This window comes from Paenibacillus sp. CFBP 13594 (assembly GCF_014842675.1).
Lineage (GTDB): Bacteria > Bacillota > Bacilli > Paenibacillales > Paenibacillaceae > Paenibacillus > Paenibacillus amylolyticus_B.
Window position 1 is genome coordinate 465,921 of record NZ_JACYVQ010000006.1, and the last position, 25,275, is coordinate 491,195.

At 44.9% G+C, this 25,275-nt stretch carries 24 protein-coding genes; 20 read left to right on the forward strand and 4 right to left on the reverse strand.

Going from position 1 to position 25,275, the window contains the following annotated elements:
- Positions 1 to 211 precede the first annotated feature (211 nt).
- From IFU39_RS21390 to IFU39_RS21405, 4 genes are all read left to right on the forward strand, one after another.
- Entirely contained in the window at positions 212 to 1,786 is a 1,575-nt protein-coding gene (locus tag IFU39_RS21390; RefSeq protein WP_206759578.1) for a hypothetical protein, read from the forward strand.
- A gap of 23 nt (positions 1,787 to 1,809) precedes the next feature.
- Entirely contained in the window at positions 1,810 to 3,756 is a 1,947-nt protein-coding gene (locus IFU39_RS21395) for a CBM96 family carbohydrate-binding protein (RefSeq protein WP_206759579.1), read from the forward strand.
- Between the two features lie 138 nt (positions 3,757 to 3,894).
- A complete protein-coding gene (locus IFU39_RS21400) occupies positions 3,895 to 4,164 on the forward strand; it encodes a hypothetical protein (RefSeq protein WP_192134742.1) in 270 nt (89 codons plus the stop codon).
- Between the two features lie 214 nt (positions 4,165 to 4,378).
- Positions 4,379 to 4,681, forward strand: coding sequence for a YunC family protein (locus IFU39_RS21405; protein ID WP_091014620.1), 303 nt, complete (start codon positions 4,379 to 4,381; stop codon positions 4,679 to 4,681).
- Between the two features lie 126 nt (positions 4,682 to 4,807).
- Here the strand turns inward: IFU39_RS21405 and mtnA are convergent, their stop codons facing one another.
- Positions 4,808 to 5,881, reverse strand: a complete 1,074-nt coding sequence (mtnA, locus tag IFU39_RS21410) for an S-methyl-5-thioribose-1-phosphate isomerase (protein ID WP_192134744.1) — start codon at positions 5,879 to 5,881, stop codon at positions 4,808 to 4,810.
- Between the two features lie 23 nt (positions 5,882 to 5,904).
- Positions 5,905 to 7,122, reverse strand: coding sequence for an S-methyl-5-thioribose kinase (gene mtnK, locus IFU39_RS21415; RefSeq protein WP_181155335.1), 1,218 nt, complete (start codon positions 7,120 to 7,122; stop codon positions 5,905 to 5,907).
- 296 nt (positions 7,123 to 7,418) lie between these two features.
- On the opposite strand from mtnK, the gene IFU39_RS21420 reads away from it, so the two are divergent.
- From IFU39_RS21420 to IFU39_RS21465, 10 genes are all read left to right on the forward strand, one after another.
- Positions 7,419 to 7,880, forward strand: coding sequence for a Dps family protein (locus IFU39_RS21420; RefSeq protein ID WP_017689542.1), 462 nt, complete (start codon positions 7,419 to 7,421; stop codon positions 7,878 to 7,880).
- A 124-nt stretch (positions 7,881 to 8,004) separates the two neighbouring features.
- The gene (locus IFU39_RS21425; protein ID WP_017689541.1) at positions 8,005 to 8,580 is read left to right on the forward strand and encodes a DUF1802 family protein; all 576 of its coding nucleotides are present in this window, start codon (positions 8,005 to 8,007) and stop codon (positions 8,578 to 8,580) included.
- A gap of 368 nt (positions 8,581 to 8,948) precedes the next feature.
- Complete coding sequence (gene sufC / locus IFU39_RS21430) at positions 8,949 to 9,731, forward strand: Fe-S cluster assembly ATPase SufC (RefSeq protein WP_036609931.1); 783 nt, start codon at positions 8,949 to 8,951, stop codon at positions 9,729 to 9,731.
- 25 nt (positions 9,732 to 9,756) lie between these two features.
- Positions 9,757 to 11,061, forward strand: a complete 1,305-nt coding sequence (gene sufD, locus IFU39_RS21435) for a Fe-S cluster assembly protein SufD (RefSeq protein ID WP_105598041.1) — start codon at positions 9,757 to 9,759, stop codon at positions 11,059 to 11,061.
- Positions 11,058 to 12,278 carry a cysteine desulfurase gene (locus IFU39_RS21440; RefSeq protein WP_091014616.1) on the forward strand — a complete coding sequence of 407 codons (1,221 nt, stop codon included), beginning with the start codon at positions 11,058 to 11,060 and terminating at the stop codon, positions 12,276 to 12,278. Before sufD ends, IFU39_RS21440 begins: the two co-directional genes overlap by 4 nt.
- Positions 12,268 to 12,699, forward strand: a complete 432-nt coding sequence (gene sufU / locus IFU39_RS21445; RefSeq protein ID WP_017689537.1) for a Fe-S cluster assembly sulfur transfer protein SufU — start codon at positions 12,268 to 12,270, stop codon at positions 12,697 to 12,699. The genes IFU39_RS21440 and sufU overlap by 11 nt, the downstream gene beginning before the upstream one ends.
- A gap of 20 nt (positions 12,700 to 12,719) precedes the next feature.
- Positions 12,720 to 14,117, forward strand: coding sequence for a Fe-S cluster assembly protein SufB (gene sufB / locus IFU39_RS21450; protein WP_036669904.1), 1,398 nt, complete (start codon positions 12,720 to 12,722; stop codon positions 14,115 to 14,117).
- Between the two features lie 300 nt (positions 14,118 to 14,417).
- Entirely contained in the window at positions 14,418 to 15,767 is a 1,350-nt protein-coding gene (locus IFU39_RS21455; protein WP_192134747.1) for a jacalin-like lectin, read from the forward strand.
- A 208-nt stretch (positions 15,768 to 15,975) separates the two neighbouring features.
- Positions 15,976 to 16,695, forward strand: coding sequence for a M23 family metallopeptidase (locus IFU39_RS21460; RefSeq protein WP_192134749.1), 720 nt, complete (start codon positions 15,976 to 15,978; stop codon positions 16,693 to 16,695).
- 150 nt (positions 16,696 to 16,845) lie between these two features.
- The gene (locus IFU39_RS21465; protein WP_017689533.1) at positions 16,846 to 16,986 is read left to right on the forward strand and encodes a hypothetical protein; all 141 of its coding nucleotides are present in this window, start codon (positions 16,846 to 16,848) and stop codon (positions 16,984 to 16,986) included.
- A gap of 132 nt (positions 16,987 to 17,118) precedes the next feature.
- Here IFU39_RS21465 and IFU39_RS21470 read toward each other — a convergent pair whose 3' ends face one another.
- Together IFU39_RS21470 and IFU39_RS21475 are read right to left on the reverse strand one after the other, a co-directional pair.
- The gene (locus tag IFU39_RS21470; RefSeq protein ID WP_091014614.1) at positions 17,119 to 18,168 is read right to left on the reverse strand and encodes an HD-GYP domain-containing protein; all 1,050 of its coding nucleotides are present in this window, start codon (positions 18,166 to 18,168) and stop codon (positions 17,119 to 17,121) included.
- Positions 18,169 to 18,291: 123 nt separating this feature from the next.
- Positions 18,292 to 19,038 (reverse strand): molybdenum cofactor biosynthesis protein, encoded by a 747-nt coding sequence (locus tag IFU39_RS21475; RefSeq protein ID WP_105598043.1) that lies wholly within the window; start codon positions 19,036 to 19,038, stop codon positions 18,292 to 18,294.
- A 120-nt stretch (positions 19,039 to 19,158) separates the two neighbouring features.
- On the opposite strand from IFU39_RS21475, the gene IFU39_RS21480 reads away from it, so the two are divergent.
- The 6 genes from IFU39_RS21480 (at position 19,159) to IFU39_RS21505 (ending at position 25,216) form a co-directional block, all read left to right on the forward strand.
- Positions 19,159 to 20,589 carry a bifunctional metallophosphatase/5'-nucleotidase gene (locus tag IFU39_RS21480; RefSeq protein WP_105598044.1) on the forward strand — a complete coding sequence of 477 codons (1,431 nt, stop codon included), beginning with the start codon at positions 19,159 to 19,161 and terminating at the stop codon, positions 20,587 to 20,589.
- Positions 20,590 to 20,662: 73 nt separating this feature from the next.
- Positions 20,663 to 21,784, forward strand: a complete 1,122-nt coding sequence (locus IFU39_RS21485) for an HD domain-containing phosphohydrolase (protein WP_192134750.1) — start codon at positions 20,663 to 20,665, stop codon at positions 21,782 to 21,784.
- Positions 21,785 to 22,004: 220 nt separating this feature from the next.
- Entirely contained in the window at positions 22,005 to 23,141 is a 1,137-nt protein-coding gene (gene yfkAB, locus IFU39_RS21490) for a radical SAM/CxCxxxxC motif protein YfkAB (RefSeq protein ID WP_091014610.1), read from the forward strand.
- A 46-nt stretch (positions 23,142 to 23,187) separates the two neighbouring features.
- Complete coding sequence (locus IFU39_RS21495; protein WP_192134752.1) at positions 23,188 to 24,540, forward strand: hemolysin family protein; 1,353 nt, start codon at positions 23,188 to 23,190, stop codon at positions 24,538 to 24,540.
- A 171-nt stretch (positions 24,541 to 24,711) separates the two neighbouring features.
- A complete protein-coding gene (locus IFU39_RS21500) occupies positions 24,712 to 24,951 on the forward strand; it encodes a spore coat associated protein CotJA (protein ID WP_091014608.1) in 240 nt (79 codons plus the stop codon).
- A complete protein-coding gene (locus IFU39_RS21505) occupies positions 24,941 to 25,216 on the forward strand; it encodes a spore coat protein CotJB (RefSeq protein ID WP_091014607.1) in 276 nt (91 codons plus the stop codon). Before IFU39_RS21500 ends, IFU39_RS21505 begins: the two co-directional genes overlap by 11 nt.
- Positions 25,217 to 25,275 lie beyond the last annotated feature (59 nt).

A 25,275-nucleotide genomic window follows, 5' to 3' on the forward strand; every position in this document is an offset into this window, starting at 1 on the left:
GTTATACGAAAAAACATTAAGTAGAGGGATTCACACAGTTAAAATAACAACAAATGACGCTTCTTACGTTCTTTTTGATGCAATAGATATTTATGATAAGAAATACTATAATACACTTTTTCATTTTAGTGGGTCATATTACTATTATTCAAATGCATGGAACAAGATATCTAACAGTACACCAACGGAGCAAGATTACATTGACTATGGGATGGACGACATCTCCACCATACCTGAATCAGTATGGTTACAACTCACTGGCGAAGTTGAACTGTGTTACTACACGGATGACCTAACAAAAACAGAAGCCTCCTTCAACATCGAAACCGAACCCTTCACTCTTGAAGAGGAATGGGCAGACAAGGATATTGAAGTGCTTTATTATACTGATGATCCAACAATAACAGAATCGGTAGTTTCAATTGAAACTGATCCCTTTACCCTAGCCCAAGAATGGGAAGACAAAGAGATAAAAATCATTGAATACACTGATGACCCAAATCAAACCGAATCAACGATTACAATTGAAACTGAACCTTTTACCATCTATGACGAATTAGGTGACAGTGTAGATGTTCTATACTACACGGACGATCCATCCAAAACATCAGCGGAACTGAATATTACAGCTAACTACTCCCCATTGGATGAACTTGAGGGAGATTTTGATGTGGTTACGTGGACGAATGATGAAGAGGTAATTGCCGGTAATCGGGACATGATGCTAACGTATCACGCGCTACCGTTTGAGCAATTAATTGTGCAAGCAACAGACATAGCACTCTATGGAGATCTGAAAAAGATTGTCGCTACGAAAGTAACGGAGAACAGTCCGGAAGGTACATTAAGAATGGCTGCTTCGTTCGACTCAGGGCTCACATGGAAGACATACCGTTTCAACAAGTGGTTCGATATGGATATGAAGTATATAACCTTATTCAAAAGAAAAGGAATGAATCTGGACACACTCAACGCGATCCCTGAAAAGGATCTAATCGGTTTAACACGAATCGCCTATTATTTCGATAGCAGTAAGCATTATGAAAACAGCTATTTGCTTGACGAAGTGAAGATGGTCGTTGATGCACCGCGACATGCAGTGGAGTTTAGAGATATGTCACTGCAACTGTTAAACACCACGGCCACAATCAATCTGACCTTCTCTGGTAACAAACTTACAGGTGTGCTGGATGATGCAGATCAGGGCAAGGTTAAATACCGCGTCTTGTTGAACGGTAAAACGTATTATCCGGCGGATGGAAATTTTACGCGATTAGTAGCTTCACCATTCAATATTGAACTCAATATCGACGAGAGAAATGTTAATTTTGGCGTAGAGAATATATTGAAGGTTGAATTTCAGGACTATTGGGGTGCCGTAGAATCCAGGGAAACCAAGTTTATCGGATCGTATTCTGGATTAATGTTTATGGATGAGTCTGGAGACTTTCTGTCAGATACCTTTGGCGGAATTTTGAAACAACTCGATTATGGGGTGATCATTGCCGGACAGACGACGTTAACGAAGAAAGTCAGAATCAAAAACATGCTCGGATATGCTGTGGATCATGTATACCTGGAGATGGATAAGAAATTCGAAACGGACGGTGTTGAAGTCCAATTATCCAGACAGGCCGATCCGTTTCTTCCAATCGATTATCTGACCTATGGTCTGATCCAACCGGAGGATAGCATCGATTTTTATATTCGCATCGCAACGGATATTCATGCCAAGCCGAACCCGAATGGTAATTTTGAAATGAAGGTCACAGCAGACCGTGTATAGCTCTCAATACAATGAGACAGGAAGTGAGTGGAATTAATAACGGGGAGACTCTATTAGATAGTGTTATACATATTAAAAGTCCGGAAAATCGTTTTGCAGCAAAGTATATCCTGTACAATCAAGTCGATGAAGAACTGTCTTCGACTCTAATAGCTGCTACAAGAAAAGTGTCCGAGATCGTCTCTAGTGTATCCGTACGTGTCAGACGGTCAGAAGAATTGAGCAATTCGCTATATGTAATGTACAAGGCGCAAGGAGATCTGAGCGCAACCATTCAAGCGGCATCCAAAGTTGATCTTGAAGGCATGTTGTACGTTCGGCCACATAATCGTGCACATGGCAAATATGAATTACTGGAAGCACCGCGTGTAACTGTTAATCTTAAGCCTGTTGCTGATGCAACCACGCGAAGTCAAACTCACTTGCAGACGATCAACTTTGGTGATACACAGCGTATGATGATCGGCAGAGACGAGATGGAACAATTCGAATCGTTTATACATTTCGGTGATCTGGATACCAGAATACCCGATTTGTTACATTTGGAAGAAGCTAAATTGAGGTTATATTACACAGGAACTCTGGCACCAGGAGCACACATTGAGCTGCATCAGCCGGATACACTGTGGCGGGAGTACGGGATTACGTATGCGAACAGACCTCAGTCCATTCAGCTCTTATCGTCCAATTATATCATTGATACGACTGAACGTTATGTTGAGTTTGATATGATGGCATTAATTCAAATGTGGATAGAAGGTATTCTTTCGAACGTTGGAATGGTTATTCAGTCTAGCGGTAACACGCCGATATATTTCAACACTCGTGAGTCTTCCAAACCACCTGTTTTGCAGATTAGATATATCACTTCTCAGATCTATTCCATCGGTCGAACCGAAATTGAAAGTGAAGTTTTTATTTATGGTGTAGGTCGCAAGGATATAGCTTCAACGTTAGTTGTACACAGTGATATTGGGCTGGACTGGCTCAAATCTCAGTTGTACGTCCACCGCTATGAGGATCACATGCATCATGATATACCTCAAGTAATCGCAGTCAGCCGTCCGGACTTAGATGTAGATCTGATAGTAGCTAAACGTATAGATGCGGAACTGGATTCGAACATCTCTATTGCTGAAAGTAGGACAGAAGAGAAGGAAACATGGGTTGCTGTTTCTAAACCCGAGCTTCATTCGCAGTTCATTACTGCTATACGAACAACTAAAGATACAGACGGTAATCTTGCCGTTAGAACAGGTCTGGACGACGAAAAAACTGTAGAAATCGCAGTGTCTCATCCTGACTTACCTTCAGCTATTACGGTAGATAGACAAATGTCTCTGGTCAGTACGTTAACGATATCACAATTGTTTGAAGATGAACGGGTTACGAGTCTAATTGTATCCATACCTGATCTTCATGCTTCATTGGAAGTCTCCAATTATATAAAAGCAACTTCAACGTTGGGGTCTTTGCTAACGGTCATGTACGACGGTGATTCGACTTTCATTTCGGAGATTAAGGTTAATAAGCCTGATCTGAATAGTGTTCTTCAAGTCAGAGCATTAGATCATGATGAGAGAGCAGGGAGTCTTGAGATTCCTTATTTGGAAGAACAGCCTGGGCAATTATATATCTCCAGACCTGATGTACTTTCCAGCATTGAGGTCAAGTACATGGATGTATTGGATGGCCACATTAGTATCAAAGAAAGAGAATACTTGGACGGCTATCTTCAGGTGCGAGAGTGGAAGGATATGCAGTCTACGGTAGATGTGAGACAGATTGAGGATATGGCTACTGAAATGACAATTTCCAAGCCTGATCTGGCGGCTTATGTCCAACCGAGAGTTATTTCGAATGAAGAGTTAGGTTCGATCACAAGTATCCGTAAACGGGATGCCAGTGACTTAGTGACCACAGTAATTGTGAAGAGTCCAGGGAATCAAGCGTATTTTTACATTTTATAAAATGAGTTAATTATATAAGGGGGCATTTGCCCTCTTTTTTTGCGTTTAGGCTCTTGCCCAACTCTAAGCATCTGTACTTTATTATGTAACAGTCCTCTTCTCGTTATGATACAATGTGTTCATCACATATATTAAGGAATGAAGACCATGCGTCAAGAGGACAGCGTATTTGAACAAATTATGAAGCAGAAGAGATTGAGGCCGATTAAGTCTGAAACTGATAATCTTCAAGTCAAATCAATACATAAAAAGAAACTAGCTCATGAGCCGTTCAGTGAATTGGATGTCCAGTTCAAAAAGTCGGTAGCTGAATCAATAGACCGCAGTGTACTTCATAGACGTGTACTGGGAATTAGAAGAGAGTTAACGGAGATAAGACGATTAAAGAATGATGAGCATACGTTTTAAGGAAGGGCCACTTTGACTCACTTTGGGTGAGGTGGCTTTTTATATTCCAACTAAAGCATTTATCTACAATCTAAGTCTGCGAGAAGAATTACCAACAATATATTTGAACTGTAAGTACCTACATTTTCTCAAACACGGCAGGTGTCCACACGACAATCCAGAATGAGGCATACAATTATCGTGACCTGTGGAAGAGGAGGTGGATCGGGAAATTATGGTGACGATGGAGCCCATTATAGTTGGAGAGCATGTATTGGTTGGGGTAGAAGTCAAGCTACCGAAAACAACGTTGTTGACCATTAACACATCCAAAGGATATATCATGTGCGGAGCACTCGACGTGGGATTACTTAATGAGAAGCTCGGGGATCGAAAAATTATTGCAGCTCGAGCGGTTGGTGTGCGTACACTGGAGCAATTGTTACATGCACCTATGGAGTCGGTGACAACAGAAGCCGAGGCCATGGGCATTACGGTTGGCATGACGGGTGTAGAGGCTTTGTTGAAAATGATCTAAGCACTAACAAAAGGGCTCCCCATGTGGGAAGCCCTTCTTTAGCGTCTTAGTTTCTAATACAGAGCCGGGCACATCAGTAGCTACTAGCTCTATACACGAACCTTTTTCTTGAATACTCTTATTAAGTTAAGCTTCTTCCTTTGCGAACAAGGCAGCCAGATTTTCTTGGAAAGGAGCGCGAACAACGCCTTTTTCCGTGATAATAGCTGTTACATATTCGTTAGGCGTTACGTCAAATGCTGGATTGAATACCTTGATACCTTGCGGTGCGGTACGTTTGCCAAATCCTTCGGTCACTTCCTCCGCAGCCCGTTCCTCAATCGGAATAAGATCTCCGGATGGAGTAGACAAATCGATGGTTGACAATGGGCTCGCTACATAAAACGGAATATTGTGAGCCTTGGCAAGCACGGCCACGCTGTATGTTCCGATTTTGTTAGCTACGTCACCGTTAGCTGCAACACGATCCGTTCCGACGATAACAGCTTGAATCCAGCCTTTGGACATCACCATGCCTGCCATGTTATCACAGAGCAGCGTAACGTCAATGCCGGCTTGCTGTAACTCAAATGCAGTTAGGCGTGCACCCTGAAGTACGGGACGAGTCTCGTCTGCAAATACCTTCAGGTGAATGCCACGTTCCTGTGCGAGATACATTGGAGCAGTTGCCGTACCATATTTCGCAGTAGCCAGTCCGCCTGCATTACAGTGAGTGAGAACACCCATGCCATCTTCGAATAAAGGCAGTGCATTCTCGCCGATCATGCGGCATACTTCTTCGTCTTCCTTCTGAATTAACAGAGCTTCTACTTCAAGAGCATCATTGCCCTCATCCAGGCTCAGGCCGGATTCAACGACCTCATTTGCTTTTTGCATCATGCGATCCAATGCCCAGAACAGGTTCACCGCTGTTGGACGGGAAGTAGCCAGATGAGCACATATGGATTTTACGTGGTCTAACCAACCTTGAACGGTTGTTCCGTCATATGATTTGGCACCCAATACAACACCAAATGCAGCAGCAATACCAATCGCCGGAGCACCGCGTACTTTCATGGAGTGGATGGATTCCCATACTTCCTCGGGTGTATACAGTTTCAACATGAGGATCGTTTCGGGCAGCAGACGCTGGTCAAGCATTTCAAGCTTGTCCTTTTTCCAGATGAGAGAGGACAGAGGCTGATATTCAGGGGTTGTCATGGGTGATTCCTCCGTTCCTTATGTTAAGCCTTAGTAGTAGTAACAGCTGTGGATACAATATCCATTACTTCGCCGATGGTATTCAAGCGACGATTGTTCTTGATCAATGCTTTACCAATGGACAACGCTTTACGCTGAGCATGTTCACGTTCAGTCGCATTTGGAATGGTATCTATATCTGCCACGTGAGCGAGTCCCACGATACGACGAACCATTTTGGCACCTGCAAAGCCGATCGAATCTCTGAACAATTGTTGCACATACAGATCCTGATAGCCTGACGTTTTTGCCATCGGATCAACGAGGTCGTGAACCCAGAGGGCACGGAAACGAGATTCGAATTCAGTCCATACATCACGAACCATATTCAGCATAAGCGTCTCACGCTCACGCAAAGCAGTCTCATCCTGAATCCATCCTGGCAGGGATGAGTAATTCAAGAGCAGGTTCGCAAGGACTGCACCAACATCAAATCCCATGGGGCCGTAATATGCAAATTCGGGATCGATGACCTTTGTTGATTCAGGTGTAACAAAAATACTGCCTGTATGCAGATCTCCATGAAGCAGTGCCTGCCCATGTGTCAGGAATTTTTCCCGTAGTAATGCCACTTCAAGGTGAAGTTCTCCATCTGTGCGAAGGGCTTCAGCCTCGTCTTCAATGGAAGCATCATAATTATTTTTCTCGGCGATCCGGTAGGGTTCATCAAAGATCAGATCCTCCGTTATTTTGCATTGGTCCGGATTAATGAATCTGCCCTGTTGTTCCTTCTTCAATTGCTGATCCATGCCCAAGTCTGAAGTGAAGAACAGCGTTCTTGCCATGAATTCCCCAATGTGCTGAGCAAAAAGAGGATAGGAAACACCTTCGATCAGGCCCTTACGCATGATCACATGATCACTCAGATCTTCCATAACGGTTAACGCGAGGTCATTATCGTAATGATACACTTTGGGTACCATCCCTGGACACAGACGGTACTCTTCTTGAAGAATTTCACGCTCAATTCGGGCACGTACGAGAGAGAGTGGCCATGATTCTCCAACCACTTTCGCATAAGGAAGCGCCTGTTTGATAATGATACTTTTATCGGAGTTCTGATCCGTGATGTGGAATACCAAATTCAGATTGCCGTCGCCGATCTCGTGACAATCCAGATTTGCATCTGCCGCAAATGGACCCGGTAATGTTTTGGCCAGTTCAATTGCATCCTGGGGGGTAAACGGGCGATATTGGGACAAAGGTGCCACCTCCATATATATGAAGAAACAGGAAAACCCACTTCTTTGCTTGGTATATGTCAGTATATCGGAAATAGCGCTGTTTTTGAACTTTTTTTTGAGACAAGTTAAGTCGATCCTGATTCGAACTTCCGGTTCAAGGGTAAAAACAAATAGGCCGGACGGCTGAGAGAAACGCCGTTAACAAGCCTCTCCACTACATGTGGTGACACATTATTAACTCTCTGTTATGCATTGCGGGACAACCTGCTTACCACGGCATGACAGACTAATTTTAAATAAAGGATGGGATTAATATGGCTACAAAAAACAAAACAGATCAGGCAAAATCGGTGGAACAAGTACTTAATCGTCAGGTAGCTAACCTGAACGTATTGTATGTTAAAATCCATAACTATCACTGGTACGTTAAAGGACCTAACTTCTTCACGTTGCATGTGAAATTCGAAGAGTTCTACAACGAAGTTACAGTACAAATGGATGAAATCGCAGAGCGTATCCTTACGCTGAAAGGTAGCCCGGCGGCTACAATGAAAGAGTATCTGGAGCTTTCCTCTATCCAAGAAGCAGCAGGTGGAGAAGACGCAAAAACAATGGTGCAAAACCTGATCGAGGACTTCGCTACACTTTCGAATGAATATCAGGAAGGTATCGAAGTTGCAGATGCAGCTGAAGATCAACCGACATCCGATATGCTGACAGGTTTCAAGGCTGACCTTGAGAAACACATGTGGATGCTTCGCTCTTTCCTGGGTTAATATAGCCAAGATTTTGCCTAATACAAATGGTCTCTTACGTAAGCTTTCTGAGCCCGGATCATGTTGTCAGAAACGCACTGAGCGTCTATACTGCTGACAAGAACGATAGGGGAGGGAACCGCTTATGTTAGAACCAACGATACCGGCTTTAAAAGAATGGGCATCTGCAATCAAAGCACTGGAAACGGGTCGCCAGATTATGGTGATGCGCAAAGGTGGTATTGTAGAGGAAACCCGACATTTTGAGCTGAAAAGCCCGGCGTTTTACCTGTATCCGACTTATGAACATCAGCGTAAAGAACTGATTAAGTCCTCGGATCAATCCTATGTTGAAGAATCACTGGCCGAATGGGTGCCCGAAGCTTCGACAATCCGTATTACTGCATATGCCGAAGTAACGCAGGATCTGGAGATACGAGATCAGGAGATGCTGGATCGACTTCTTGACTTTCATATGTGGACAGCGGATTTTGCCGAAGACCGTTTGAAATGGAAACGGAAAGATCCGCTCCATGTATTGATTTTACGTGTGTACCTTTTGAAAGAACCGATGGAAATCCCCGTACTGCCTGAATATAATGGTTGCCGTTCATGGATTTCTATTCCGAATGGTCCGGTGCCGCGCGAAATGACGCCGGTGGTGGACGTTGCGGATTTTGACGAACAGGTACAGAAGATTAACGAGATGCTCAAATTGTAAATGGTAAACGGAGGGACTTGTCCATAATTTGGATAAGTCCTTTTTTTAGATTAGTATACAGCAGAGGACATAAAAGCTTGAATTGCCGTGATTTTTCTCACTGTACATTTCTGCGTAAGATGTTTTCTGATTTGATTCAATTTGTCTTTTAATATAGAATCAGAAAGAATAATGTTTCCTGTAAGGACCAACGTTCTTAGGAAATGACTTGATTATCATTGAGAATCAGTTTAGAATTATTCTAAAGTGTTCTTGCTTTGAAGATTCGAGTACAAGAGAAATTCAGGGGAAGCCCTGTTCAGATATAATAGGCGCTTTTTCGTTTTCGACAACAACATCAATTTAATCAATGGAGGGAAACAATACACATGGCTACGAATTTCGTCATTGAAGGTCTGAAAGCGACGATCGAAGGTAAGGAAATCCTGAAAGGCATCAACCTGGAAATGAAAGGTGGAGAAATCCACGCAATCATGGGACCAAACGGAACAGGTAAATCCACTCTGGCTTCTGCCTTGATGGGTCACCCTAAATATGAAGTAACAGACGGTAAAATTACGCTTGATGGTGAAGATGTATTGGATATGGCTGTAGATGAGCGCGCACGTGCAGGTCTCTTCCTGGCTATGCAATACCCAAGTGAAATTGCAGGTGTTACAAACTCCGACTTCTTGCGTAGTGCAATTAACGCACGTCGTGGCGAAGGTAACGAGATCTCCCTGATCAAGTTCATTCGTCAAATGGAAGGTAAAATGAAAGAACTCGACATGAACCCTGAGTTCGCTCACCGTTACCTGAATGAAGGTTTCTCCGGTGGTGAGAAAAAACGTAACGAGATTCTGCAAATGATGCTGCTTGATCCGAAAATCGTAGTACTTGATGAAATTGACTCCGGTCTGGACATCGATGCTTTGAAAATCGTGGCTGACGGTGTGAACGCTATGAAGAGCGAAGATCGTGGCTTCCTGATCATCACTCACTACCAACGTCTGTTGAACTACATTACGCCTGACTATGTTCATGTAATGATGCAAGGTCGTATCGTGAAATCCGGCGGACCTGAATTGGCTCACCGTCTGGAAGCGGAAGGGTATGACTGGGTAAAGGCAGAGCTGGGAATTACAGACGAAACTGTAGGCCAAGAAGCGTAAAGACAAAACGGAGGAGGATTAATCAATGACTACACAAACAATTCTTCCGGTTGAATCTGAAGCGCTTCGCGCCTTGTCGGAAAGCAACAATGAACCCGGCTGGTTGACCGAACAGCGGCTCGAAGCTTTAAGGCTTGCGAGCGGGCTTGCGCTTCCTAAACTGGAAAAACAAAAAATTGAACGCTGGAATGTCAGCGAGTACGGAACATATAAAACAAGTGAAGCTATTTCTTCTTTGACAGAAGTACCTGCTTCTATCAAAGATCTGGTTCAGGATCAAGCTGAAGGCAGTCTGGTTATCCAGCGCAATTCCGGTACGGTATACTCCAAGGTGTCTGCTGATCTGGCAGCAAAAGGAGTCATCTTCACGGATCTGGCTACAGCGGTTCGCGAACACGGCGATTTGGTAAAATCATATCTGAACACAGCGGTGAAAGCGGATGAGCATTCTCTCGCTGCATTGCATGCGGCACTTTGGAATGGCGGGGTCTTCCTGTATGTTCCGAAAAATGTCGAAATCGAAGTACCACTGCAAGCAGTGTTGCTTACAGATGACGCATCTGCAACTTTTGCACCTCACGTGCTTGTGGTTGCAGAAGCAAACAGTTCAGTAACTTATGTTGATAACTATGTATCTGGCGAATTGTCCGCACCTGTTTTCCATAATGGTGTTGTGGAAGTATTCGCAAAATCTGGTGCTAAAGTACGTTTCGCATCGGTTCATCAACTGAGTGTAAATGTAACTGATGTTTCATTCCGTCGTGCAGTGTTGGAGAATGATGCTTCCATCGAGTGGATTGTAGGCGAAATGAATAATGGCGACACAGCCAGCAACACGATGACTGTGCTTAAAGGTAATGGATCAAGTTCTGATTCCAAAGTCATCGCTGTAGGTTCCGGTTCGCAGAAAATCAACTACACCACAGAAGCTCGTCACTTCGGCAAGAATACACCAAGTCAGATGATTACACGTGCAGTTATGCGTGAAGAAGCTTCTGCAATCATTAACGGAATCACGAAGATTGAGAAAGGCGCTACCAAAGCCGATGGACAGCAGACAGAGAAAGTGTTGATGCTGAGCCCTAAAGCACGTGGAGATGCGAACCCAATCCTCCTTATTGATGAAGATGATGTAACAGCAGGTCACGCGGCTTCTGTTGGTCAAGTCAATGCCGAGCAGATTCATTACTTGATGTCGCGCGGAATTAACCGTACGGATGCCGAACGCCTGATCATCTATGGCTTCCTGGCTCCGGTGGTGGCGGATATTCCTCTGGAAGCACTGCGCACCCAATTGCAGTCCCTGATTGAGAAGAAGCTGGGTCAATGAACCCGTCCATTCGCGAGCAGTTCCCGATCCTCCACCAGGAAATCAACGGACACCCGCTCGTATATTTAGATAGTGCTGCAACTTCACAAAAGCCTCGTGCTGTGATTGAAGCGGTTAAACATTATTATGAGTATGAGAATTCCAACGTACATCGTGGTGTTCATACCCTTGGAAGCCGTGCAACGGACGCTTACGAAGGCGCACGTGAGAAGGTAGCCAAGTTTATCAATGCACGTAGTACACAGGAGATTATCTTTACCCGCGGGACAACGACAGCCCTGAATCTGGTGGCTTCATCATACGCCCGCGCCAATTGCAAAGAAGGCGATGAAATTGTTATCACGCAAATGGAGCACCATAGTAATCTGATTCCTTGGCAGCAGGTTGCCAAGGAGACAGGTGCAACATTGAAATACATTCCGCTTCAGCCTGACGGTCATATTGAATTGGCTGATGTCGAGAAGACGATTACGAACAATACTAAAATTGTAGCAATCGCTTATGTATCCAATGTTATGGGTCTGATCCATCCTGTGAAACAAATTGCTGAAATTGCACACCGCAATGGTGCTGTCATCGTTGTTGATGGCGCACAAAGCACACCTCACATGAAGGTGGACGTTCAGGATCTGGACTGTGATTTTTATGCATTATCCGGTCATAAAATGTGCGGACCAACCGGAATCGGTGCACTCTACGGCAAAAAGGCGCTGCTGGAGTCCATGGAACCCATTGAGTTCGGTGGTGAAATGATTGATGATGTGGGTCTGTACGAATCCAACTGGAAAGAGCTTCCCTGGAAGTTCGAAGGCGGAACCCCGATTATCGCAGGTGCGGTAGGGTTGGGAGCTGCCATTGATTTTCTGGAGCAGATTGGTATGGATGAGATCGCACATCATGAGAGTGTGCTGGCAGCTTATGCAACAGAACGTCTGTCCGAAATTGATGGGTTAACGATCTATGGCCCAGCCAAGCGGCATGTGGGTGTTGTTACCTTTAACCTGGGTGATGTTCATCCGCATGATGTGGCAACCGTACTGGATGCGAGTGGCGTAGCTATTCGTGCTGGACACCATTGCTGTCAACCGCTAATGCGCTGGCTTGAAGTTAGCTCAACAGCTCGTGCCAGCTTCTATCTATACAATAACGAACAAGATGTAGATCGGCTTGTCAGCGCCTTAATCCAGACAAAGGAGTATTTTGGCGATGCAACTTGATGATCTGTACAGACGTGTTATAATGGACCACTACAAAAACCCGCGTAACCGCGGAACATTTGATAATGACGCTGTCACGGTGAATTTGAACAATCCAACGTGCGGCGACCGGATTTCACTGCAAATTTTGCTGAAAGACGGAATCGTCCAGGAAGCCAAATATACGGGTGAAGGCTGCTCCATCAGCATGTCGTCTGCATCGATGATGACAGAGGCCGTCAAAGGCAAAACGATGGAACAGGCACTCGATATCGCTAACCGTTTTTCCTCACTGATGAAAGGTGAAGAAGTCGATTTCGACGATTATGAAGATCTCGAAGCCCTATCCGGTGTGAACAAGTTCCCTGCACGCATCAAATGTGCCACTCTGGCCTGGAATGCATTACGCAAAGGGATTGACGAAGAGAACAAAGTACAATAACGATAGGGAGGTAGAGCAAGATGGCTAAAAAAGCACCAGAAATGGAAGAGTACAAATATGGTTTTCGCGACGAGCACAAATCCATCTTTCAAACCGGTAAAGGTCTGACTGCAGAAGTGGTTACCGAAATTTCCAAGATTAAGAACGAACCGGAATGGATGTTGGAATTCCGGTTGAAATCCCTGAAACAATTCGAAAAGATGCCAATGCCGAAATGGGGCGGAGATCTCGACGGATTGGATTTCAATGAAATTCAGTATTATGTGCGTGCTTCGGAGAAACAAGGTAAAACATGGGAGGAAGTTCCTTCTGAAATCAAGGAAACCTTTGATAAATTGGGTATCCCTGAAGCAGAGCAAAAGTTCCTTGCAGGTGTATCGGCTCAGTATGAGTCCGAGGTTGTATACCACAACATGCAAAAGGAATTGGAAGACCAAGGTGTAATCTTCATGGATACCGACACGGCTCTCAGAGAGCATCCGGAAATCCTGCGTGAATATTTTGCAACAGTTATTCCACCAGCAGATAACAAATTTGCTGCATTGAATAGTGCGGTTTGGTCCGGAGGAAGCTTTATCTACGTGCCTAAAGGCGTTAAATGTGAAGTGCCTCTGCAAGCCTACTTCCGGATTAACTCTGAGAATATGGGACAATTTGAGCGTACACTCATCATTGCGGACGAAGACAGCTTCGTTCACTATGTAGAGGGCTGTACAGCTCCAATCTACAGCACGAACTCACTGCACAGTGCGGTTGTTGAGATCATCTGTAAGAAAAATGCTCGTGTTCGTTACACAACGATTCAAAACTGGGCACCAAACATCTACAACCTCGTTACGAAACGTGCGGTTGCAGAAGAAAATGCAACGATGGAATGGGTCGATGGTAACATCGGTTCCAAACTGACGATGAAATATCCAGCGGTTGTACTGAAAGGCCGTGGAGCTAAAGGTTCCGTACTTTCCATCGCTGTAGCTGGTAAAAACCAGCATCAGGATGCAGGTGCGAAAATGATCCACTTGGCTCCGGATACAACATCTACGATTGTATCCAAGTCCATCAGTAAACATGGTGGTAAAGTAACGTACCGTGGTTTGGCTTCCTTTGGACGTCAAGCTGAGGGCGCGAAATCCAACATCAAGTGTGATACACTCATTCTCGATAATGAGTCCACATCGGATACAATTCCTTACAATGAAATCATGAATGATAACATCATGCTGGAGCATGAAGCTACAGTCTCCAAAGTGTCTGAGGATCAACTCTTCTACCTGATGAGCCGTGGTCTGACTGATGCAGAAGCAACACAGATGATTATCATGGGCTTCATTGAGCCATTCACGAAGGAATTGCCAATGGAATACGCCGTTGAGATGAATAGATTGATCAAGTTCGAAATGGAAGGCTCTATTGGTTAATCCAATGCAGCGCTTTTTGAAGCGGTGAAGTTGAAGCTAGTTGCTGATGCTTAGCGGTAGATATAGTTTTATGTGATCGAATACCCTCTAAAGCAGACTTTTTAAAAAGTCTCTCTAGGGGGTATTTTTATTAAAAAATCTGGGGATAACAGCGATCAGAAGGTTATTCTGTCATCGGAGTGGCAAGTGTAAATATTCTTTAGTTCAAATTGTATATTTACAAATGAATAGACCAGCGTTATTCTTCCATTAATGAATATTACATATATTTGAATTGATTAAAATATAAGGGGGTATATGATGCGAAGAAGTATAGTTAAAAAAGGAGCAGCCTTGGTATTGTCTGCTGTTGTTGCCTTTACGAGCTCTCCTTTATTTTTATCCTCGGCGAGTGCTGCAGAAGGTGGATCGGTATCGGGTTCATTTAAGGTACTTAGTTACAATGTAGGTGGCCTTCCGGATCTGGTATCCAGCTCCAACCCCAAGGAGTACACCGTTCAGATTTCCCCAAAATTAAATGACTATGACATCATTAATGTGCAAGAGGATTTTAATTATCATAATGAGCTGATATCCCAAGTCACTCTGCCGTATTTGACGACAACAAGCGGAATTGCGGGTTTTGGTAGTGGGTTGAACAGTCTGTCCCAATATCCATTCCGTGACTTGAAACGTATTACCTGGGATAAGCGATCTGGTCTTTTTGACAATGGAAGTGATGAATTGACTCCAAAAGGATTTACAGCAGCTACATATGAGATCACACCTCAGGTGAAAGTGGACGTGTACAACTTGCATGCGGACGCAGGTAGCGATGATAAATCGCTTGAGGCCAGACGAGATAATATCAGACAACTCTCCAATTACATAAAGGAGCACTCGGACGGGAACGCTGTTATCGTATTCGGGGATACCAATACACGGTACACCCGTGCGGCTGATAATATAGAGCTACTCATGTCTGAGAATGGTTTAAGAGATCCGTGGATCGATTTGATTCGAGGTGGGAGTATTCCCGCTGATGGAGACGCCCTTATGGATGCAAGCAATTTAAATGGACCCAACTATGAGATAGTGGACAAAATTTTGTATCGCGGAAGTAAAGCGTTGTCCCTTAATGCACAGAGCTTTCGGTTAGAAAATCAAACGTTTGTTGACCCGAGTGGAAAGCAACTCTCCGATCATTATCCGATTACAGCGGAATTTGTGTACAGCACATCTTCTCAGTACCAACTAAGTTCAACAATCGGAGGATCTGGAGGAACTGGGTTTAATGATCTGAATCAGATTCCCGATGCCAGACCTAGCTCAGTAGTGCTTAATTCAGGCAACCGTGTAGACGGCATTTCAACGCTGTACAGGGATGGAACGAACCTGGCACATGGTGGTCAATCCAACATTGCCACACTGAACTTGGCAGACGGAGAGTACTTAACCGAGGCAACAATTGGTCAGGGGACACGTAATGGAGATAAACGGATCTTTTACGTGGAGTTGTCCACCAATCTTGGGAATAAAGTTGAAGGCGGACAAAAGACCTCGGATCAAATCAAACTTGAGGCACCAGCAGGGTGGTATATAGCCGGATTTTATGGAAGAGCAGGACAGGAATTGGATCAGCTGGGGGTCATCTACAGACCTCTGAATTAGGAGTGTGTAGTGGTGGAAATAAAACATAGTATATGTAACTGATAGAGGAATCATATTAGCATAGCGCGCCGCTTGGGATATACGTTGGAGAGACCATTTGGTTTCCCTAATAATATTCTGAGCGGTATTTTTGTTGAATAAAATAAGACCATTAGCACAAGCCATTTCATAGATTTTAGCATTTAATGATAGAAAAGGATGTGAGTGTATGAGCGTGAACCCTTTCGAGGGATATCGGATTACAAGTTCATTCGGCTATCGAATTCATCCTATTCATGGTGGACAGACATTTCACCGCGGAATTGATCTCGTGACAGAGCCTTGGAATGGCCCCGTCTATGCCTTTATGGAAGGTAGGGTACGTTTTGCTTCCGAAGGAGTTACAGGCTCCGGATTCGGTGGTTACGGGCTTACAGTTGCCCTTCAAGATCATCGTGGCTACTTGCATTGTTATGCTCACCTTTCGCGGATTGCCGTAACCGTTGGGCAGCGTGTGAAGCGAGGGCAGCTTATCGGTAATCAGGGAAGCACGGGTCAGAGTACTGGCCCGCATGTACATTATGAAATTCGTAAAACAAGTGCGCCATCGTACGGGTATACAGCCAGCGAAGATGGTGTAACGGAACCGGGTGCCTATCTACAGGCCGAATACGGAACTGCATCTCAGGAACAGGAGGCTCCGCAGATGACCACTGAGCAGAAGAAAGTGTTTGAAGCCATGCAGAAAACGCTGGAGATTCAAGGGGGATGGATTCAGCAACAGGAGCAACTTTCCAATATGGATTGTCCCGCATGGGCGCAGCAAGCATTTGATTATTATCGACCGTTTATTATGAATGACAAAGGCAGTTATGAATTTTGGAGATTACTTGTTATCATGTACCGCAAGGAAAAAGGCATCCAGGTTCATTCGGAGTCCGACATATAGATCTCTGCAAAGAACAGGGAATAACAAAAGGCTAACCCACTCAGGTAGATGCAGACAGACAACCATTTATCAAATGTTGCCTGTTCGCCCGGTTCATTCCAACGGAAACGTCATATGTTAGGGTATACCTGATGAAGAGGAGGCAATCACATGAGCGAAGTAGGATATGGCTGTGGTGGCAACGTAGGCGGAGTAGGCGGCGTTGGCGGATACAATATGTTCACAAACACTGGTGCAATCTTGGTACTGTTCATTCTGTTGGTTATCATCACAAAAGCATTCTGCGTGTAATCCAACATGATCGAATCGGAATAGACAAAAGGGAAGCCGATGATGGCTTCCCTTTTGTCATATGCCAACCTGTGAGTTGGTTATTTCAGTTACTATGGGGTTCTTCGTATACATGCTGTGTACAATGAACAGTTACTGTACATAAATCTCAACGATAGCAATATCTCTTTCTTTCGCTAAATCGATAAAGGCCGTAGAGGTCTGAACGAGTGGTCGGAAATAATCCGCAGGATTATTCATCACAATGAGTCCCGTCTGACCCGTGGTGAGCAGAACCCTTTTACCGATAAAATTAGGCAGCATGTGCTTGATCAGTTCCTGCGTTGCTTCAGCATTTAACTGACCAAAGCTGAGACTGTACAGCTCACACAGAACAGAAATCAGTTCCTGTTTGGTCTGGTATACCCGATTCGTCGTCATGGCGCTGTAAACGTCTGCTACAGCAGTTATACGGGCATATGGGTGGATCTCGTCTCCTCGCAGTCCATGAGGATAACCACTCCCATCCTCGCGCTCATGATGTTGAAGTGCAACCATTGCCAGAATTTCATCCTGCGTGGATTCTTTAATGATATCGTACCCATAGAATGTGTGTTTCTTCATTTCGTCAAATTCTTCCGTGGTCAATTTACCAGGTTTATGTAAAATCTCAGAAGGAATCTTAGACTTGCCGATATCATGAAGATATCCTGCTTTGGCTACCGTTAGACATTCCTCGGGGTTGTAACCCATCCAGCCGGCGATATAAAAAGCGAGCATTCCGACTTGCAATGAATGGTTGTACGTATAATCACTATCCCCGTCCAGCATAAGCAACAAGGAGACAACATCTTTTTGTTTTTCCAACTGTTCTGTTAGGGTAAACAAAATCTCATCGACCTGTGTCTCATCAATAAAACCCTTCTCCATCGCTTGTTGAAATAGAGATTCAGTACCTTTGATCGTATCGTTAAACAAGTTAGTTAACAGACGGGATTGATCGGAAGGTAAGGTTTGTGCATCAGAGTGTAGGTCGGATGTTGTGTGTTCTACATCTGCGTACTCGATTCCATGTTGCAACAGTTTGGATAGGTCATCTTCACTGAGGGTGGAACCTTTCATCAGCATGTGGAGACCCGAACTGTTGTATACATCATTTTTTAACAGGTCACCCGGTTTAAGATCAGTAACATGCACTCTCACGTATAAACCACCTTTTCTCGACTAATATCGACACATATAATTATAATAACAAGAAAAAAATGGGTTGACAACGACTTATTTACTATTAACCCACTCTACCTAAAAGGTGTAAAGACTCATTATTTAGTTCTCCATGGGGTTCCATGGTCCTAATTGATGTCCCTTCCATTCAGATCCATCTTCCCAAATTTCCTTTTTCCAGATCGGAACGGTCTGTTTGAGTCTCTCTATGGCGTAACGGCTTGCATCATAACAGTCGTTGCGATGAGGCGAGGAAACGGCAATGACTACACTAATCTCTGCCACATCCACTTTGCCAATTCGGTGACTGATTGCACATAACACACCAGGCCAGCGATCCGAGATTTCCACACCAATGGCTGCCATCTGAGAAAGAGCCATCGGCACATAGGCCTCGTATTCAAGATGAACGGTGCGCTGTTCACCGGTCATTTCACGAGTTGTACCTACAAAAGTAAGAGCTGCGCCGTGATTCGGGGTAATCACTAGCGCCGTTGTTGCTTCCACGGACAAAGTGGATTCTGTAATTAGAAATAGGCCATCTTCAGTCCGATGCTCTGGAACGGTAGAGCGAAGCTTTTCATCGGATATATCCGTACCATCACCTCCAGAGACGGGAGGGATCAACGCAAGTTCATCTTCTGAGCTAAGTATAGTATCGGCAGGAGCGTACTGCTGGTTAACTGCCAAAAAGGATGTCCTTATCTGAGAAGCTGCCTCCGGGTAGGCCAAACTCAGTTTTTCTTTTAAATTGGCAGCGGTTGGAATGTCTCCAATGTACTCAAACTCCAGAAGGGATGTATTTAAACGTTCTGCAATGCCTGCAAATAGTTGAATTGTCAATTTCATAGATATGACTCACCTCTTTTTGATCTCTAAACCCTATAAATATATCATAACGACGCGGAAAATGTTATGCTTATCCATTAGAAGAATGAACGTTTATTGAAGAGCAGGGGAGGCGGTGTGATGAGCACCAGGGAGAAGCAAACGTTAACGATTCTGCACACCAACGACATTCATAGCCACTTCGGCTCCATGAGCACCATCGCCGCTATGATCAATGAGGAACGTGACCTGGGTGGCAACTTCCTTGTAGTGGATATCGGCGATCATATGGACCGGATGGCCGTTGAGACAGAAGGGACGCTGGGGACGGCTAATGTTGATGTTATTAACCTGACGGGCTACGATGCCATTACAATCGGTAACAACGAAGGGCTAACCTTTACGCCAGATCAGCTCTCACAGTTATACGCTGGACTTCTGTGTCCTGTGGTATGCGGCAATGTTGTGGAGCAAGATACTGGCCTTCCGCCAGTGTGGATGAAACCTTCTCTGATTATGGAGAAAGGTCCATTTCGCGTTGGTCTGCTGGGGGCAACTGCCCCTTTTACCACGTTTTATGAACTGCTTGGGTGGGATGTTCTGGACCCTGTGGAGTCACTAAGAGCTCAAGTGGAAGCATTACGTGATGAAGTGGATGTAGTGGTTGTTCTTTCACATCTGGGGCTTTCGACAGATCGGAGACTGGCAGAGCAGATTACTGGAATTGATGTTATTCTCGGTGGACATACCCATCATGTTCTCGAAGAACCCTTAGTCATTGGTCAGACCGTGCTGGGCGCAGCCGGGAAATTTGGTCAATGGCTTGGGAAAGTGGTTCTGGAACGAACAAGTGTGGGAGAACCTCTCCAACTGGTAAGTAGCGGTTGTATGGCTGCCAAGAGTATATTACTGGATGATCAGGTCGCGCTGGCAATCGCTACGAATCGTACGGAGGCTGAAAGGACACTCAATCAGACGGCAGTGATAACGGATCGGGTGCTGCCCATCACGTATGACCGGGAATCCCCGTTTGCAACCTTGCTTGCACAAGCTGTACGTCATTTCACGGGGGCACAGCTGTCTCTGGTGAATGCAGGTCAGCTTCTCGGAGATCTTCCACAAGGTAATATTACAAAAGGAATGTTGCATTCCCTATGTCCATCTCCTATAAATGCTTGTACAATATGCTTGAGTGGAAGTCATATTCGTGAAGCACTTGAGCAGTCCTTGTTGGACGAGTTTTCAGGTAAGCCCATTGTGGGATTTGGTTTTCGTGGTCATATTCTAGGCACGTTATGTATGGACGGAATGGAAGTTCAATACAATCCAGATGCGCCAGCCTATGAGAAGATCCAGGCCATATCCATCAATGGGGAGCCTATGGACGAACAATGTGAGTATATCGTTGGGACACTGGACATGTTTACGTTCAATGTGGGGTATCCCCCTCTTGCTCATGGAACCCGTACGCTCTATCATCTTCCGGAATTCATACGCGATTTGCTGGAAACGGAAATAAAACGACCAGGGGCTCTGGACGACAGCCTGCGAGCCCGCTGGCATCAAAGCTAAATTTAAAGTACTTGCCTTCTGCTGAAGCGGCGGCTAGTGGTAATTACATCTACGGAGCGGGAGAGGATAGGCTGTGCGTTTAGTACATATAAACTTATTGCAGCCTGGCATGAAGCTGGGGAAACGTATTTATAGTGAAGAAGGCCTTGTATTACTTAGTGAAGATGTAGAGCTAACCAATCGATTGATTGGACGCCTTAAGGATCTCGGAGTCGGTTATGTGTATATTAAAGATGCTGCGACAGAGGACATCATCGTTCCTGAAATGTTGCAGGAAGAGACCCGAAGGAAAGCACTGGTCGAGATCAAACAGCAATTTCAGAGCATGTCGGGAATGAAAACGAAGAATCGGATTCCTCATTTCGGTAAAGCGCTTAGTGGTGTGATGAATGCGATTCTGGAGGACATCGGCAGCCAAAAGGAAGCCATGATTATGCTGATGGACATGAACTCCAGTGATTTTGACCTATATAACCATTCTCTGAATGTATGTGTGTACACGCTGGTTCTTGGTGTCGCTTCGGGTTATACACGCCAGCAATTAATGGAGATTGGTCTGGGCGCTTTGTTGCATGATATCGGCAAAACACAGATTGCACCAGAAATTTTGCATAAACCTTCCAGATTGAGTGACGAGGAATTCAAAATCATTCAGCAGCACACTACATATGGACACCGTATTCTCAAAGATGAACCAGGTATACCGCTTCTATCCGCGCATTGTGCATTGCAGCACCATGAACGAATTGATGGCAGTGGATATCCCTTTGGGCTAAAGGATAAAGAGATTCATGAGTATGCCAAATGGATTGCTCTTGCTGATTCGTATGATGCCATGACAACGAATCGAGTCTACAAGCAAGCCTTGCTGCCACATCAGGCCGTAGAGGTGCTGTATACGGGCTCAGGAACGCTTTATGAACAACGAATGCTGGAGAGATTCAGGGATTGTGTAGCGATCTACCCCGTGGGTCTATCGGTCACGCTCAGTACGGGAGAGGTCGGGGTGGTCGCAGCGATTCATCCACGTGTTCCTCAACGTCCACTTATCCGGGTGCTCAAGGATGCCGACGGCCAGACCTTATCTTCGCCCTACGAAATTAACCTGTCTACAGCACTGTCTGTGATGATCACAGGTGTAGAGGGTGTGGAGGATACACCTTCAGCGGCTCAAAGTGAACAGGTGGAAAGCTGAACAACTTGAAAGATGATTAGCGCTCATGTCGTAATATCCGGACCGTTTCGTAACTCGGTCCAGAGTTGCCTGAGCGTTTTTTGTCATGTAATGGACAGGGTCTGCGTATGCCGGAGCATTCAAAATTGTGCTATGATAAAAGATAACTCCAAAAAGAGAAACACAAGGTATGATGTAAATAAAACTTTTTAGGTTAATAAAAGGAATAAGGTGAAGAACAATGACCATGCTAAACTCAGGATCGGTACAACCGATGCCTTTATCGCCAACGAATGATCCATGGGATCCGATCGGCTCTTTGCGTACATATGGACGCCATGTGCTGACCAGTGTAGAAATGACCGTGACACATCTGTGTAATATGAGATGTGAGCATTGTGCCGTGGGAGATATGCTTACGATGCGTGAGGCGCCGGCTCTTCCGCTCCCTCTGATGCTGAAACGGTTGGATGAAGTGGAGCATCTGCAGACGATTAGTCTGACGGGTGGCGAGCCAAGCTTTAGCCAGAAAACAGTGGATGAGATGATTATCCCGCTGCTCAAATATGCCAAGGAACGTGGAATTCGTTCCCAGATCAATTCGAATTTAACGCTGGATATCAGTCGATATGAGCAACTTTTACCTTATCTGGACGTTATGCATATCTCATTCAACTATCTGAATGCTGACGATTTCCATCAAGTTGGATTTGCGAATAGTGGCAGACCTGTGAAACGTGAAGTCGCGGTGAAGATGTATGAGAAAATGATTGAAAATTCACGCAAACTGAGTGAAGCAGGCATGTTTATCTCTGCGGAGTCGATGATTAACTTCCGTACACACGACAAGCTGGATGGTATTCACCAATTGATTCGTGAGATGGGCTGTGTTCGTCATGAAGTGCATCCGATGTATAATTCGAACTTTGCTTCGTCACTGCCCGTGTTATCACTGGATCATATGAGAGCAGCGATTCATCGTTTGCTTGATGTGCGTGACAAAGATATGTGGATGTTATTCGGGACCCTGCCATTCTTCGCGTGCAGTGCAGCAGAGCAGGATCGGGAACTGATCAACCGTTTATACAGCGAACCAAATGTGACGGTACGTAACGATCCGGACGGACGCAACCGCGTTAACGTTAACATGTTCACGGGTAATGTGTATGTGACGGATTTTGCGGATATCCCGGCGTTTGGCAACATTCGTGATCGTAAACTGGATGAAGTGTTCCATGAATGGTCAGCTGAACATCCGTTGAATCAAACGGTCAATTGCCATTGCGATATTGCATCCTGTTGCGGACCAAACCTGCTAGTGGCAGATATGTATTACAAGGGTGTAGATTTCAAATCGAGAAAGGCAATCACACGTTGATATTCCAGGTGTATTCCTGAAATAGATAGAAAAGGGGAGTTTCAACTTGGATATTCATACCGAATTTCATCTTGGACAGCTGGTATTTAATCTGGTCTGTGTCTTTTTGCTCGTATTTTTGAATGGCGTATTTGTTGCAGCGGAATTTTCCCTTGTGAAAGTAAGGCAAACACGTTTAACTCAATTGCAGAGTGAAGGAAACCGTTTGGCTGGTTATGCACTGAAGGTGAATAGTAAACTGGATTCCTATCTATCGGCAACTCAGTTCGGGATTACGCTGACATCGCTTGGACTCGGGTGGCTGGGAGAACCGGCCATCTCCGAATTGCTCGTTGAGCCACTCATGTTTAAACTTGGTGTAGGAGATACAGGGCTTATTTCGACCGTGTCGGTCATTATCGGTTTCTGTATCATTACGTTTCTGCATATTGTGTTGGGTGAGCTTGCACCTAAATCGTTAGCTATTCAAAAAACAGACGGAGTGGCATTGTTTTTATCTGCGCCTTTGCTGTTGTTCTACAAAATCTTCTTCCCGTTCATCTGGGTACTGAATGTATCGGCCAATGCATTGCTGCGTCTGGCGGGTATCGAACCTGCCAGTGAAGGCGAAGCTCACTCGGAAGATGAACTTCGTATTCTGATGAAGCAGAGTGCTAAAAGTGGTGTCATCGATAAAGATGAGATCAAACTGATGGACAATATCTTTGATTTCTCCGATATGTTGGCACGTGAAGTCATGCTGCCACGCACAGACATGGATTGTCTGTACACACATATGTCTTTGGAAGAGAACCTGGAGATCATTAATGCAACCAAACATTCCCGGTATCCCGTAGCAGTAGAAGACAAGGATGAGATCATTGGATTTATACACATCACCGATCTGTTGCTGGCTAAACCGGAGCAACAACATGATCTGGCTTTACTCGTCCGTCCAATCTTAAACGTTCCTGAATCCATGGAAATCAGCCATGTGCTGCGTCTGATGCAGAAGAAACATTCTCAGATGACGCTGGTTGTGGATGAATATGGCGGCACAGCTGGATTGCTGACTGCGGAAGAAATTCTGGAAGAGATCGTTGGAGACTTGTATGACGAGTTTGAGGATGAGCGTCCGCATATGGAACGCAGTGGAGATTCCTTTTCCATTGATGGTCGTTCGCTTATTGAAGAAGTTCATAAGTGGACCGGAGCCATCATTGAGGATGAAGAAGTGGATACCATTGGCGGATGGCTTTTTAAAGAGCTTGGAGGTAGTCCAGCCAAGGGCAAAACTCGGGAGCTGAATGGATACGTCTTTGAAGTGGAAGAGTCTTCTCGTTTGCGGATTACTCGGGTTCGAGTGTTCAAGCAATCTGTTCCTCAAGACATGAATTCGGAAGATCAGTCATCACAATAAATAGACCTCTGAAAGTACCGCCTCTGTGGTGGATTTTCAGAGGTTTTTTTTGATGTGTCAGCTAAAAGGGGATTAACTTACGGAACAGAAACATATGGATATAGAGACGGGAAACAATCGTTTGAAATGTATGTTGCATACAAGTAAACCTTGAGAAAGGAGCGTAGTTCTATGAAAGATCCGCAGCTTCGTGCTTATGTCCCGTTTGTGGGACCGTTTGATCCTTGTCCACCCGTAAAAATTCGAACGTATCTGGTTCCTCCGCAATTATTTATTCCATTTCAACCTATGGGTTGGCCGCAGTACAGCCCGGCAGAAGCCTTAAGAATTGGAACGTTGTGGCCTGCATTATACAGCCCTTATACACCAGCAAGATCGAAAGGGAGGAAGGTGGAATCGGATGGAGCCTGAAGTGCCCAAAGCCTGTGATGCAAGGTATTATGAGCTGTTAGAGGAGCTCCAGGCACTGGACTTTGTATTAGTTGAGCTGAATCTGTATCTGGACACCCATCCGGGGGATTTTCAGAGTATTGAACAGTACAACAAATTCAGTCAGGAGCGCATGAGAGTTGCACATGAATTTCAACAATTGTACGGACCGCTGATGAACTTTGGTCATGCATTCTCCAAATATCCATGGGAATGGTCACAGACACCGTGGCCATGGCAAGTGTGAAACAATCTCCTCGGGTTTCCGTGCAAAATTGCCACGCCGGGGACTCGGGGAATATGCCA